Genomic DNA, 14,050 nt, shown 5'->3' with positions numbered 1-14,050 from the left:
CGGATTGTCAGTGCCATACCTCACGATGGGCACATACGGCATCCCGTATCGGGCATGCCGTCACACAGACGACAGGAGGTTCGTCATGGCCAACTACCACGCAGCCGCCGCCCGTCGGCGCCGCGCCACCGGCCCTGCCCCCTCACTGACCGGCCCGGCGAGCGACGTGCACCCCGTGCTCCGCCGGGCCACGGCCCCGCCCGCCGCCCTCGACCTGCTCGCCCAGGCCCGTGCCGGACTGGACGAGGCCGCCGTTCTGGAAACGCCGAACGAGCGCTACGCCACGGCCCACCTTGCCGCCCTGCGCACCGCGGCCGCCGTACTCGCCGCGCGAGGACGCCCGGAGACCGCGCCCAGGCGCCGCGCCCGCATCAGGAGCGCCTGGGAAGTGCTCCCCGAGATAGCGCCCGAACTCGCCGAGTGGAGCGCGCTGTTCGCCTCCGGCGCCCGCCGCCGCGCCAGGGCCGAGGCGGGCATCCAGGGCGCGGCCAGCCGCCGGGACGCCGACGACCTGATACGTGACGTGGCGATGTTCCTGCGCCTCGTCGAGCGGATGCTGGTACTCCAGCCGGTCCTGCCCCAGCCGCGAACGGACGCGGATGCGGGGGAGACCGACGGTTCGCGGCATGACCGGGAGGAGATGCCGGACGCGGGCTGATACGCGGGGCCGACGCGAGCTGAGGCGGGTTGACAGGGCTGACGGGGGCTGAAGAGGGCTGTAGGCGGGGGTGCCGGGCTTCTGCGCCGCGGGTTAGCGGTGGCGCCCGAGGCCGCCGCCCAGGCCCCTGCCGCCGCGGCCGCGGTGCGGGCTCCCGGGGCGCCGGAGACCACCCCCTGCCGACCGCCCCTGCCGTCCGCCGGGACAGACAGGTGGCGTCGCGTGGCACCGTGATGGCCGGGTGGGTCGCCGTAGGCAATAGGGTGGAGGGCGCCTGAAGCCTTCCTGCTCTCGTGACCCGGGCGCCGGGGAGGCAGTCGTTCGCTCCGCCGTGCAAGTGGCGGTGCCGTGCCGAGGAGTCACCTGCCGTGTCGGACCCGATGCGCCCGCCCGTCTCCCACAGCCACCCTCAAACGGCGTCGCTGCGCTCGGACCCCTCTCGACCCCGCGCCTCGCTTCGTACCGCCGTGGTCTGGGAGGTCCTCCAGGACGCCCTGGACCGCCGGGTCAAGGCGACGGGGCGTCAGGCGCTGGACGTCCTCGACACCGGAGGCGGCAGCGGCAACTTCGCCGTGCCGCTCGCTCGCCTCGGTCACCGCGTCACCGTCGTCGACCCCAGTCCGAACGCACTCTTCGCCCTGGAGCGGCGCGCCGCCGAGGCCGATGTCGCCGACCGGGTGCACGGCGTCCAGGGCGACGCCCACGGCCTCTTCGACGTGGTCGAGCGCGGCGGGTACGACGTCGTGCTGTGCCACGGCGTCCTGGAATACGTCGACGACCCCGCCGAGGGCGTCCGCAACGCGGTCGCCGCCCTGCGTGCCGAGGGCGTGCTCAGCCTGCTCGCCGCCGGACTGGGCGGTGCGGTGCTGGCACGGGCCCTCGCCGGTCACTTCAAGGAGGCCAAGCAGGCCCTGGAGGACCCGGACGGCCGCTGGGGCGAGGGCGACCCGGTGCCGCGTCGGTTCACCACCCAGCAGCTCACCGAGCTGGTCGAAGGGGCCGGCCTCCGGGTCGGTGCCGTGCACGGGGTGCGGGTCTTCGCCGACCTGGTCCCGGGTGTGCTGGTGGACACCGAGCCCGGGGCGCTGGAGGCGCTGCTGAAGCTGGAGGAAGCGGCGGCCGAGCTGCCCGCCTTCCACTCGGTGGCCACGCAGCTGCACGTGCTCGGCGAGACGCGGGAGACCGCGGGGGCCTGAGACCCCGCTGTGAGCGGGCCGCAGGCGTGTGCCTTGATCAGGGACTTGGCTGCACATGGAGTACGCCACAGGCCCCCCGATCGGGCGCTCGTCGCCGTATGATCGAGGGAGACCGTTCCGGCATGACGGGTCGGCTGCTGGGGAATGAAGATCTCAGCGAGCCGGAATGTCCATGCCGGAGCCCGGTTGGCCAATTGGCGTAGAGGGGCGGGTTTCACGGGGGCGATTCCCTGCCTATCCTGAAGGGACCCCCCGGGTCGCCCCGGCGACTGCACGATGAGGAGGACTCCGTGCCGCTCTCGGAGCACGAGCAGCGAATGCTCGAGCAAATGGAGCGAGCGCTGTACGCCGAAGATCCCAAGTTCGCGACAGCGCTTGAGGGAAGCGGGCTGCGTACGTACACCCGGCGACGGGTCTACCAGGCGGTCGCGGGCTTCCTCGTAGGTATCGCGCTCCTCATGGCTGGAATGGTCGCCAAGCAGGTCTGGCTCAGCGTGGTGGGCTTCCTCGTCATGCTCGGCTGTGCGGTACTCGCTGTGACCGGTTGGCGCAAGGCCCCCAAGCCGGGCGAACAGCCCGCCGGTGGCCCGCACGCCCGCCGTCAGCAACGTCAGAAGCGCTCCATGATGGACCGCATCGAAGAACGCTGGCAGCGCCGTCGCGACGAGCAGGGCGGCCATTAGCTCGACGAGCAGCTCCCGGACATACGCAGGGGGTGACCACCGGACTGGTGGCCACCCCCTGATGTATGCCCGCTGACGTATGCCCGCCCCTATACCGCTTGAGGAAGCGGGCCATCTCCCATGGGACGCGCCCTGTCAGCGCCGGGCTCGCCACCAGGCCGGTGCACGCTCAGCCGCCACCCGGCTGCTCGGCCCCGCGGAGCTGCTGCGGCCGCCGCCCGACGACGACCTCAGGCAGCCCCTCGCCCGCCGCGAGCCCTCATCCCCGTTGCCCGGGCGTCGACGGCCGTCGCCACGTCGGCCGGGCGGCGGCGGCCCGTCGCTTCACGTTGATCCACCAGTCCGACAGGGCCCAGGCCACCCGCACGCTGGAGCGCGGGGCCAGCAGGGCGCGCAGGTTCGTGGTCCAACCGACCTTGGACTCGAGGTTGGCGAGGACGCGGTGGACGTCCTCCGCGAGGCCGGCCACTGGTCGGGGAGTGGGCGCGTACAGGACCTGCTCTACCGCGTCGGCGACTCGGTGGACCGAGGCAGCGGCCGGTGGGTCGAGGTGACCCAGGCGGACGATGCGGGCGGCGGCCTTGCGGGGCGTCTGGGAGTCGTCCGGGGGAATGCCGAAGTCCCAGGCGCTGTCCGTGAGTTCTTGCCAGACCGCCAGCGTGTGGAGCGATACATCCGCCGCCGTGCGGCCGTGCCCTCCCAGCCGTACCGCTCGTGTCCGCAACCGCCACAGCATCGGCGCCAACGGGATCAGCAGCACCGCCGCCCCGCCCAGGATCCATAGCGGGACGACGACGTACCACCTCGGCCCGCCGCCGCCGACGCCCACCGCGGCCTCCGGGGACTCGCTCGCGCACAGCTGCGGGTTCTGCCCCGCGCAGCTCTCGCTCGCCGACGGCGAAGTGGAGGGGCCCGTGCTCGTCGACTGCGAGGGCCGCGCCACATCCGGAAGCGTGGAGCCGGGCGTGTCCGTCACGGTGTACGACGGAACCGAACCACGGGTCGGCGTCGGCTCGAAGCGGGTCCAGCCCACGCCCTCGAAGTACAGCTCGGGCCAGGCGTGTGCGTCCTTCAGCCCCACCGAGACCGAGCTGTCGCCCTGCGGGGTGCCGGGGGCGAAGCCCACCGCGACCCGGGCCGGTATGTCCAGCGAGCGGGCCATCGCCGCCATCGCGAAGGAGAAGTGGACGCAGAAGCCCTGCTTGTCCTTCAGGAAGCGGGCGATCGCCTGCCGACCGCTGCCCACCTTGACGTTGGTGTCGTACTGGAACCCGCCCGTCACGGCGAAGTACTCCTGCAGCTTGACCGCCTGCTCGTAATGGCTGGTCGCGCCCTCGGTCACCTGGCGCGCGGTCCGGGCGACCACGGCGGGCAGTGAGCCGGGCAGCTCGGTGAACTCGCGCTTCAGCGCGGCGGACGGCTCCGGGGCGTTCGCGAGCTGATCCGCCGTCGGCCGCACATCGAGACTGCGCACGGTGTACGTCACCCCGCGCGTGGTCTGGCGGCGGTCCCCGACGACCGTCATGCCCAGCGGCTCGTACCGCCAGTTGCCGTCGATGTTCACGCCGCTCGGCGGGTAGGGCATCGGCAGCCAGTTCTGGGCGTACCAGTCCGCGGCCGAGATCGTCGTCTCGACCTCCGCGCGCCGGACATCGGGGCCGAGGCCGATAGGAGTGGGGAACTGGCCCGGCACCGCCTGGATGCTGCGCTTCGACGGCTGCCAAGTGGTGCCGTCGAAGTCGTCCAGGGAGACGATCCGCAGATAGAGGTTGGAGAGATCGTCCGTGTTGGTCTTCAGGGACAGCACCTCGCGGTCCTCGTCCACGTTCAGGCTGTCGCGCAGCGACACCAGCGGGTTCACGGCGGAGATCGTGCCCCCGCTCCCGCTGCCCGAGCCGACGCCCGTACCGGCCGCGTCCAGCAGGCCGCCGTTCATGGCCGGCAGGGCGAGGGGCACCACCAGGGCGATGCCCAGCGCGACCATGCCGATGCGCCGCCCGGTGCGGACCGGGGCCACCGCGCCGCTCGGCTCCCCGCCCGGCGTCCGTGGCGCCCCGCCGAAGACCCGCCCCCACTGCGAGAGCCGGTCGCGTCCCTCGGCCAGCAGCAGCATCAGATAGCCCGCGGCGGCGACCAGGAACCACAGCCAGTCCGCGCCGCCGTCGGACAGCCCCGCGGCCACGGAGTACAGCGCCAGCAGCGGCAGCCCGGCCGGGGCCGCGCTGCGGAAGGTCACCGCGAGGGTGTCCACCGCGAGGCCGATGATCAGGACACCGCCGATCAGCATCAGCCGGATGCCGTCGGACAGCGGCGCCGGGATCGAGTACCGGCTGACGTCGTCCGCGCCGGCCCGCAACAGGTCGGCGAAGTGGCCGAAGGCCTCCGGGCCGGGGATCACCCCGAGGATCGCCTGCTGGTTGGCGAACGTCAGGGTCAGCAGCATCAGGGCGACGAGGGCCTGCGCCGCCACCGTCAGCGGCCGGGCCAGTGGCACCCGCCGGGTCGCCATGCCCACGCTGGTCTGGATCGCCAGCAGGAAGATCGCCTGGAGGAGCCAGGTGACCGGGGACACCAGCGGCAGCAGGGCGCACGATGCCAGCAGAGTGGCCGCCGCGGCGCTCAGCGCCATCCGTGTCCGCCCGCTCATGCCGCTCCCCCCTCGCCCCGTGCGCCGCTGGTCGCGGCGGCGTCCGTACGCGCTCGGTCCGCCTGCCGCCACAGCTCGGCCGGCGAAGCGCCCCGCGGCACGCTCAGGGCCGTCCAGCCCGCCTCCCGCAGCATCCGCAGCCGCTCCTCGCTCCTGTCCAACGGACCGGCCACATCGCTCGGTTCCCGCACCCAGGCCGCGCTGTCCAGCACGAAGGCCACCGCGCCTCCGCTGCGCTGCCGCATCTTGGCGGCCACCGTCGCCTGCTCCTCGTCGAGGTCGCCGAAGAAGGCGACCAGCAGCCCTTCGTTGCCGCCGCGCAGCACGTCGTACGCCCGCGACAGCCCCGTACCGTCGGAGTGGTCGATCACCGCGAGGGTGTCCATCATCAGCCCGGCCGCGTCCGCCGACTCCTGGCTCGCGCCCGCGAACCCGTCGGCACCCTCGCCGGGTACCGAGCTGCCGGTGTCGGTCAGCAGGCGTACCGAAAAACCCCGCTCCAGCATGTGGACCAGCACGGACGCGGCGCCCGAGACGGCCCACTCGAAGGCCGAGTCGGGGCCCGCGCCCTGGAAGGCCGGGCCTCGGGTGTCCAGCAGCACCGTGCAGCGCGCGCGCTGCGGCTGCTCCTCGCGGCGCACCATCAGCTCGCCGTAGCGCGCGGTGGAGCGCCAGTGCACGCGCCGCAGGTCGTCGCCGTAGCGGTACCCGCGCGGGATCACGTCGTCCTCGCCGGCCAACGCGAGCGAGCGCTGCCGTCCGTCGCCGTACCCCTTCGCCTCGCCGCTGAAGCGGACCGGTGGCAGCGGCTCCACGCGCGGGATGACCGTCAGGGTGTCGTACGTAGAGAAGGACCGGGTCAGTTCGCACATGCCGAACGGGTCGGTCAGGCGCAGCTGCAACGGGCCCAGCGGATAGCGGCCGCGCAGGTCGGAGCGGACGCGGTAGGACACCTCGCGGCTGCCGCCCGGCTCCACCCGGTCCAGCACGAAGCGGGGCCGCGGCCCGAGCACGTACGGCACCCGGTCCTGGAGCATCAGCAGGCCCGTGGGCAGCCGGGAGACGTTGTCCATCCGCAGGTGCACCCGGGCCTCGCTGCCCGCGGGCACGCGCGCGGGGGAGAGCCGGCGGCTGCCCGCGACCCGGTAGCGGGTGCGGTACAGCACGGTCGCGCAGACCAGCGGCAGCACGGCGAGCAGCAGCCCGACGCGCAGCAGGTCGCTCTGGCCGAGGACGTAGGCGCAGACGGCGGCCGCGACGCCGGCGGCCAGGAACGAGCGGCCGCGCGTGGTCAGACCGGCCAGCGCGGTGCGGATGCCGCCCTTCTCGCCGCGGTCCGCCTCGGCCTGGCCCGTACTGCCGGAGGTCATCACAGCCTCCGCGGCGGCTGCTGGCCGTACGCCGGAGTGCCGTGACCGAGGCCCCCGAAGCCGCTCTGCTGCTGCGGCGCGGCGGGCACCGGTGTGCGCTGCAGGATCTCCTGGACGACCTGCTCGGCCGTACGGCGGTTCAGCTGGGCCTGCGCGGTGGGCAGCAGGCGGTGGGCCAGGACGGCCACGGCGAGGGCCTGCACGTCGTCCGGCAGCGCGTACTCCCGGCCGCTCAGGGCAGCGGACGCCTTCGCCGCGCGCAGCAGGTGCAGCGTCGCGCGCGGGGAGGCGCCGAGTCTGAGGTCGGGGTGGGTACGCGTGGCGGCGACCAGGTCGACCGCGTACCGGCGGACCGGCTCGGCGACATGGACCCCGCGCACGGCGTCGATCAGCTTCACCACGTCGTGCGCGTGCGCCACCGGCTGCAGGTCCTCCAGCGGCGAGACGCCGCCGTGCACGTCCAGCATCTGCAGCTCGGCCTCCACGCTGGGATAGCCGACGGAGACGCGGGCCATGAAGCGGTCGCGCTGGGCCTCGGGCAGCGGGTAGGTGCCCTCCATCTCGACCGGGTTCTGCGTGGCCACCACCATGAAGGGGCTCGGCAGCTCGTAGGTCTGCCCGTCGATCGTGACCTGGCGCTCCTCCATGGACTCCAGGAGCGCGGACTGCGTCTTCGGCGAGGCGCGGTTGATCTCGTCGCCGATCACGATCTGGGCGAAGATCGCGCCGGGCTTGAACTCGAAGTCCTTGCGCTGCTGGTCCCAGATGGACACGCCCGTGATGTCGGACGGCAGCAGGTCGGGCGTGAACTGGATACGCCGCACCGAACAGTCGATGGACCGCGCCAGCGCTTTCGCGAGCATCGTCTTGCCCACACCGGGCACATCCTCGATCAGAAGATGCCCCTCGGCGAGCAGTACGGTCAGCGAAAGCCGTACGACCTCCGGCTTGCCCTCGATCACACCCTCCACCGAACTGCGGACACGCTCCACAGTGGCGGTCAGATCAGTGAGGCTCGCTCGATCGTCATAGGTCGTCACCCGGCCCTCCTCGGCCCGTTCTTTCCGGGCCGACGCTCTACGACGCGGACCGGTCCACCCCTGGAACACGGACACCACGCGTGAAAAGTTCCGCGTGTTGCCACACCCGCATTCTTGCTGCCGTTACCGATTCGTGTCACTCGCCTGTGGACAACTGCCTGCGATATGTCGGGTCTTACGGCCTTTTGGGCACGCCCGAGCCCAAATTGACAGCGAAACGACAGGTGTGGCGGATGGTCACGCGGGGTCGATCTCGCGCAGCAGACCCGTCTTCACGTCGAACACGAAGCCCCGCACGTCGTCGGTGTGCAGCAGGAACGGCGAGGTGCGCACGCGCTGCATCGACTGCCGTACGTCCTGGTCCACGTCCCGGAAGGCCTCCACCGCCCAGGCGGGCCGCTGGCCGACCTCCATCTCCAGTTCGGTGCGGAAGTCCTCGGTGATCGCCTCCAGACCGCAGCCGGTGTGGTGGATCAGGACGATGCTGCGGGTGCCGAGCTTGCGCTGGCTGATGGTGAGGGAGCGGATCACGTCGTCGGTGACAACGCCGCCCGCGTTGCGGATGGTGTGACAGTCGCCGAGTTCCAGCCCGAGCGCGGCGTGCAGGTCGAGACGGGCGTCCATGCAGGCCACGATGGCGACGTGAAGCACGGGACGGGCGTCCATTCCGGGGTCGGTGAACGCGGCCGCGTATCGCTCGTTGGCTTCCACGAGACGGTCCGTGACCGTGCCGCGGGGGGCTATGGCGCCCTCGGGACCTGCGGGAACCGATGCAGAAGTCGTCATACCCATGACGGTACTGGTCACGGCGTTTCCGGTCCTGTTGTGAGAAGGGAAAAAGAGCGTTATCACGCGCTCACTGTGAGGTAACCCACAAGGGTGAGGCGGAGGTTGCCGTGCGGGTGATTTCCCCCTGCTTGTCGCTTCAGGATCGCTCCTGAGCGCGACGCGCAGGCCGGTTGATTGACCGCGCGACACGGTGGACTAAAGTGACGCGAAGCGGGAGGGGCGGCTCTCCCTGCTGGACTGATTTTCCCGGAGACCCCGGCGATTTTCCGGAGATCTCCCCGCGTGCGCGGCGCGTACGTACGGCTCGGCCTCCTCCCGCTCCCGGTCGGCTGACGCTCTCGGCGCCGGCAGGCCTCCCCTTCACGAGCGGGCGGGGACCCGGCGGTGCGTACGGCCTGCCGGATCTGAGAGGGCCCCTTGAGCCAGAGTCGACATGTCCCGGTGATGCTCCAGCGGTGCCTGGACCTGTTGGCCCCCGCCCTGCAGCGGCCGGGAGCGGTGGTCGTCGACTGCACGCTCGGGCTCGGCGGCCACAGCGAGGCTCTCCTGGCGCGGTTCCCCGAGGCGCGGCTCGTCGCCCTCGACCGGGACAAGGAGGCCCTGCGCCTGTCCGGCGAGCGGCTCGCGCCGTACGGCGAGCGCGCGACCCTCGTGCACGCCGTCTACGACGAGCTCCCGGACGTCCTGGACAGGCTGGGCATCGCGCGCGTGCAGGGAGTCCTGTTCGACCTGGGCGTGTCCTCCATGCAGCTCGACGAGGCCGACCGCGGCTTCGCCTACGCCCAGGACGCCCCCCTGGACATGCGCATGGACCAGACGACCGGCATCAGCGCCGCGGAGGTCCTCAACACCTACCCGGCCGGCGAGCTGGTCCGGATCCTGCGCGCGTACGGCGAGGAGAAGCAGGCCAAGCGGATCGTGGCCGCGATCGTGCGCGAGCGGGAGAAGGAGCCGTTCAGCAACAGCGCCCGGCTCGTGGAGCTGATCCGCGACGCCCTTCCGCAGGCCGCCAAGCGCACCGGCGGCAACCCGGCCAAGCGCACCTTCCAGGCGCTGCGCATCGAGGTCAACGGCGAGCTCTCCGTCCTGGAGCGGGCGATCCCGGCCGCCGTGGAGGCCCTCGACGTCGGCGGGCGGATCGCCGTCCTGTCGTACCACTCGCTGGAGGACCGGCTGGTCAAGCAGGTGTTCGCGGCCGGCGCCGCCAGCACCGCCCCGCCGGGGCTGCCCGTCGTCCCAGAGCGCTACCAGCCCCGGCTCAAGCTGCTGACGCGCGGTGCCGAACTTCCCACCGAGGAAGAGGTCGCCGAGAACCGGCGCGCGGCACCAGCGCGCCTGCGCGGGGTCGAGCGCATCAGGGAGTCCATCGAATGAGGGGCGTGAGTTGGAGAACCGGACCCGGGGGAGGCTGAGTGAGTAGGAAACCCGAACTGAGGGGGCGTGCCGCCCGGCTCGCGCGACTCATTCCCGCAGGGCGCGCACGGGCCGCCCGCACCCCCTTCGTCCTCCTCGTCGTCCTGCTCCTCGGCGGCGGCCTCATCGGGCTTCTCGTCCTGAACTCCGCCCTCAGCGAAGGCGCTTTCAGGCTCGACGACCTGAAGAGGGACACCAAGGCCCTCACCGACGAGGAGCAGTCCCTCCAGCGGGACATCGACGCCTACTCCGCCCCCGACGCCCTCCAGCGCCGCGCCCACGAACTCGGCATGGTCCCCGGCGGCGACCCCGCCTTCCTCGACCCGGACGGCACGGTCAAGGGCGTACCGAGCCCCGCCCCCGCCGACCGGACCTCCGCGTACATGCCGCTGATCCTCGCCCCGGAGGCCCTCGTCAGCGAGCCCACGATGCCGCCGACGGTCGGCGCGACCCCCACGCCGTTCGCCGGGACCGCCCCCACCGCGCCCCAGTACGCGTCCCCCGAGGCCGCCCCCACCACGCCCCAGTACGCGCCCCCAGCCCAGCAGCCCACCCCGTTCTCGACGTATCCGACCCCCGGCAGGTGACGGAAGTGTCCGACAGGGAAGCGCCCCGCCGTCGCGTGCCCGGGCCCGCGAAGCCCGCCCGCTCCGGCGGCACCCAACGGCGTCCGGGCCCCGGTGCCCGCCCGGCCCGCCGCCCGGCACCGTCCCGCGGCCCGGGCCCCCGCATCATCCGGCTCGGCAGCCCACGCCCCCGGCTGCGCATGGTGAGCCTGGCCCTGACCCTCGTCCTGCTCGCGTTCGTCGTACGGCTGCTCCAGGTGCAGGGCGTCGACGCGGCCACGTACGCCGCCAAGGCCGAGAAGAACCGGTACGTCGGCTACACCCTGGCCGCGGAGCGCGGCGCCATCACCGACCGCAACGGCGTGGCGCTGGCGACCAGCGTGGACGCGTACGACATCACGGCCGACCCCACGCTGTTCAGCCGCGAGCAGCTGAAGATCGGCGACGGCCCCGAGCAGGCGGCCGCCCTCCTCGCGCCGATTCTCGGCCAGGACCAGGCCGCGATCGTCAAGAAGCTCCGGCCCGAGAACAAGAACCTGCGCTACACCCTGCTGGCGAGCCGCCAGACCCCGCAGGTCTGGAAGCAGATCAAGGACCTGAAGAACGCGCTGGCCACCAAGGCGGAGAAGGACAAGAGCACGGTCAACGTCCTCGCGGGCGTCCTCTCGGTCGCCAGCAGCAAGCGCGTGTACCCGAACGGCGACCTCGCCGCCGGGATACTGGGCTGGGTCAACGCCGACGGCAAGGGCGGCGGCGGTGTCGAGCAGCAGCTGAACAAGGAACTGTCCGGCAAGAACGGCGAGATCCGCTACGCCCAGTCCGGCGGCCGCCAGGTGCCCACCGTGAACTCCACCGAGACACCCGCCGTGCCCGGCAGCGAGGTCGAGCTCACCATCGACCGCGACATCCAGTGGGCCGCGCAGAACGCGATCAGCGAGCAGGTGGCGAAGTCCCAGGCGGACCGCGGCTATGTGATCGTCCAGGACACGCAGACCGGCGAGGTCCTCGCCATGGCCAACTCGCCCGGCTTCGACCCGAACAACCTCTCCCAGGCCAGCGCCGCGAACCTGGGCAACGCGGCCGTCCAGGACGCCTACGAGCCCGGCTCCACCGCGAAGGTCATCTCGATGGCCGCCGTACTGGAGGAGGGTGTGGCCACACCCGGTACGAATGTCGTGGTGCCCAACCGGCTGCACCGCGGCGACCGGCTCTTCAAGGACGACATCGACCACCCGACCTGGTACCTGACGCTCAACGGCGTCCTCGCCAAGTCCAGCAACATCGGCACCATCCTGGCCACCGGCCAACTGGGCAAGACGCAGAAGCAGTCCAACCGGATCCTCTACGACTACCTGCGCAAGTTCGGCTTCGGCAGCGCCACCGGGCTCGGCTTCCCGGGCGAGACCCCGGGCATCCTCGCCGCCCCGGGCACCTGGTCGACTTCGCAGCAGTACACGATTCCTTTCGGCCAGGGTGTGTCCATCAACGCGATGCAGGCGGCCTCCGTCTATTCGACGGTCGCTAACGGCGGCGTACGCGTCGAGCCCACGCTCGTGCGCGGCACCAAGGGACCCGACGGGCAGTTCACCCCCGCCCCGAAGCCCAAGAAGACCAGGGTGATCAGCGCCAAGACGGCGAAGACCCTCGCCCAGATGCTGGAGTCGGTCGTGGACGACAGGGAGGGCACCGGCACCAAGGCGCGCATCCCCGGCTACCGGGTCGCGGGCAAGACGGGTACGGCGAACCGTGTGGATCCGGCCACCGGCAGGTACCGCGGCTACACGTCGTCGTTCGCCGGCTTCGCGCCTGCCGACAAGCCCCGCATCACGGTCTACTGCGCGATCCAGAACGCCACCGCCGGCAACTACTTCGGCGGCCAGATCTGCGGACCCATCTACAAGAAGGTCATGGAGTTCGCGCTGAAGACCCTCCAGGTCCCGCCGACCGGAGCCAGGCCCGCGAAGCTCCCGGTCAGCTTCAAACCCTGACCACCCTGATCAGCACCGAGCACCCAGGAACCACCTCGTGACAACGATCACTCCCGACCCCGGGAACCAGAGCACGCCCCGCCCCTCACTTCGCTCCGAAGCCGGTGCGCCGGGTACGCTCACCGCCGTGCCACACGCTGATCAGTCCCAAACCACCCAGAAGGCGCATCCCGTGACATATCCGGGACCGCCCAGGCCGGCGCAGGTCTCCGCCACACCCCTCGCGGAACTCGCCGATCAGCTGGGTGTCCCCGCGCCGGAGACGAAAGGCGCCGCCGAGGTCACGGGCATCACCCATGACTCGCGCGCCGTCCGGCCCGGCGACCTGTACGCCGCCCTCCCGGGCGCCCGCCTGCACGGCGCCGACTTCGTCACGCAGGCCGCCGGCCTCGGCGCGGCCGCCGTGCTGACCGACCCGACCGGCGCCGGGCGCGCCGCCGAGACCGGACTGCCGGTCCTGGTCGTGGAGGACCCGCGCGGCCGGATGGGCGAACTCGCGGCGACGATCTACGGCCACCCCGGTCACGACCTGCTGCAGATCGGCATCACCGGCACGTCCGGCAAGACCACCACCGCGTACCTCGTCGAGGGCGGCCTCAAGAGCGCCCGCGCCACCGGACTCATCGGCACGGTCGAGATGCGTGTCGGCGACGAGCGCATCAAGTCCGAGCGCACCACCCCCGAAGCCACCGATCTGCAGGCCCTCTTCGCCGTCATGCGCGAACGCGGTGTCGAGGCGGTCGCCATGGAGGTCTCCAGCCACGCCCTGGTCCTCGGCCGGGTCGACGGCTGCGTCTTCGACATCGCCGTCTTCACCAACCTCAGCCCGGAACACATGGAGTTCCACTCCGACATGGAGGACTACTTCCGGGCCAAGGCGCAGCTGTTCACCCCGAAACGCAGCAAACTCGGCGTCGTCAACCTCGACGACGAGTACGGCCGCAGGCTCGCCAAGGAAGCCACCGTCCCGGTCGTCACCTTCTCCGCCGAGGGGCACCCCGACGCCGACTGGCGCGCCGAGGACGTCGAGATCGGCCCCATGGACTCGACGTTCACGGTGATCGGTCCCAAGGGCGATCGGATCGCCGCCCGGTCGCCGATCGCGGGCCCCTTCAACGTGGCGAACACCCTCGCCGCCATCACCGCCCTGGCCGCCGCCGGCCTCGACGCCCAGGCCGCCGCCGACGGCATCGCCGCCGTGCCCGGCGTGCCGGGCCGGCTCGAGCGCGTGGACGCCGGGCAGCCGTATCTCGCGGTCGTGGACTACGCCCACAAGACCGACGCCGTCGAATCGGTGCTCAAGGCGCTCCGCAAGGTCACCGAGGGCAGGCTGCACGTCGTGCTCGGCTGCGGCGGAGACCGGGACCAGACCAAGCGCGCGCCGATGGGCGCCGCCGCGGCCCGGCTCGCCGACACCGCCGTACTGACCTCCGACAACCCCCGCTCCGAAGACCCCCTGGCGATTCTCGCAACCATGCTCCAGGGCGCGGCGTCCGTGCCAGTACACGAGCGTGGCGAGGTCCAGGTCTTCGAGGACCGGGCCGCCGCGATCGCCGCGGCCGTCGCCCGCGCCGAGCCCGGCGACACCGTGCTGGTCGCGGGCAAGGGCCACGAGCAGGGCCAGGACATCGCCGGAGTGGTCCGTCCCTTCGACGACCGCCAGGTGCTTCGCGAAGCTATCCAGAAGACCCAGGGATGAA

Annotated in this window: 11 protein-coding genes; 7 read left to right on the top strand and 4 right to left on the bottom strand. The window is 72.0% G+C overall.

The genetic code is table 11. The features are described from left to right. Positions 1-85 precede the first annotated feature (85 nt). From IF78_RS0118465 to IF78_RS0118455, 3 genes are all read left to right on the top strand, one after another. On the top strand, positions 86-658 hold the full coding sequence (locus IF78_RS0118465; protein WP_031483337.1) for an SAV_6107 family HEPN domain-containing protein: 573 nt from the start codon (positions 86-88) through the stop codon (positions 656-658). Between the two features lie 368 nt (positions 659-1,026). Continuing rightward, positions 1,027-1,854 (top strand): class I SAM-dependent methyltransferase, encoded by an 828-nt coding sequence (locus IF78_RS0118460; RefSeq protein ID WP_078662493.1) that lies wholly within the window; start codon positions 1,027-1,029, stop codon positions 1,852-1,854. Positions 1,855-2,144: 290 nt separating this feature from the next. After that, the gene (locus IF78_RS0118455) at positions 2,145-2,537 is read left to right on the top strand and encodes a DUF3040 domain-containing protein (RefSeq protein WP_031483339.1); all 393 of its coding nucleotides are present in this window, start codon (positions 2,145-2,147) and stop codon (positions 2,535-2,537) included. A gap of 259 nt (positions 2,538-2,796) precedes the next feature. Here the strand turns inward: IF78_RS0118455 and IF78_RS0118450 are convergent, their stop codons facing one another. From IF78_RS0118450 to IF78_RS0118435, 4 genes are all read right to left on the bottom strand, one after another. After that, positions 2,797-5,184, bottom strand: a complete 2,388-nt coding sequence (locus IF78_RS0118450) for a transglutaminase TgpA family protein (protein WP_031483340.1) — start codon at positions 5,182-5,184, stop codon at positions 2,797-2,799. Next, complete coding sequence (locus IF78_RS0118445) at positions 5,181-6,554, bottom strand: DUF58 domain-containing protein (protein ID WP_031483341.1); 1,374 nt, start codon at positions 6,552-6,554, stop codon at positions 5,181-5,183. The genes IF78_RS0118450 and IF78_RS0118445 overlap by 4 nt, the downstream gene beginning before the upstream one ends. After that, complete coding sequence (locus IF78_RS0118440; RefSeq protein ID WP_031483342.1) at positions 6,554-7,594, bottom strand: AAA family ATPase; 1,041 nt, start codon at positions 7,592-7,594, stop codon at positions 6,554-6,556. Before IF78_RS0118440 ends, IF78_RS0118445 begins: the two co-directional genes overlap by 1 nt. Before the next feature lie 237 nt (positions 7,595-7,831). Continuing rightward, on the bottom strand, positions 7,832-8,380 hold the full coding sequence (locus tag IF78_RS0118435) for a beta-class carbonic anhydrase (RefSeq protein WP_031483343.1): 549 nt from the start codon (positions 8,378-8,380) through the stop codon (positions 7,832-7,834). A gap of 420 nt (positions 8,381-8,800) precedes the next feature. On the opposite strand from IF78_RS0118435, the gene rsmH reads away from it, so the two are divergent. The 4 genes from rsmH to IF78_RS0118415 all read left to right on the top strand — a co-directional run bounded on the left by rsmH (position 8,801) and on the right by IF78_RS0118415 (position 14,049). Then, positions 8,801-9,757, top strand: coding sequence for a 16S rRNA (cytosine(1402)-N(4))-methyltransferase RsmH (rsmH, locus tag IF78_RS0118430; protein WP_078662492.1), 957 nt, complete (start codon positions 8,801-8,803; stop codon positions 9,755-9,757). A 38-nt stretch (positions 9,758-9,795) separates the two neighbouring features. After that, positions 9,796-10,383 carry a cell division protein FtsL gene (gene ftsL, locus IF78_RS0118425; RefSeq protein ID WP_031483345.1) on the top strand — a complete coding sequence of 196 codons (588 nt, stop codon included), beginning with the start codon at positions 9,796-9,798 and terminating at the stop codon, positions 10,381-10,383. A 5-nt stretch (positions 10,384-10,388) separates the two neighbouring features. Continuing rightward, positions 10,389-12,350, top strand: a complete 1,962-nt coding sequence (locus IF78_RS0118420; protein WP_280514409.1) for a peptidoglycan D,D-transpeptidase FtsI family protein — start codon at positions 10,389-10,391, stop codon at positions 12,348-12,350. 172 nt (positions 12,351-12,522) lie between these two features. Continuing rightward, positions 12,523-14,049 carry a UDP-N-acetylmuramoyl-L-alanyl-D-glutamate--2,6-diaminopimelate ligase gene (locus IF78_RS0118415; RefSeq protein ID WP_031483347.1) on the top strand — a complete coding sequence of 509 codons (1,527 nt, stop codon included), beginning with the start codon at positions 12,523-12,525 and terminating at the stop codon, positions 14,047-14,049. The last annotated feature ends 1 nt before the right edge of the window (position 14,050 follow it).

It is taken from the genome of Streptomyces bicolor (assembly GCF_000719285.1).
GTDB lineage: Bacteria > Actinomycetota > Actinomycetes > Streptomycetales > Streptomycetaceae > Streptomyces > Streptomyces bicolor.
Note: the sequence above shows the minus strand (reverse complement) of the source record. Positions and strands in the feature narration are given on the sequence as shown.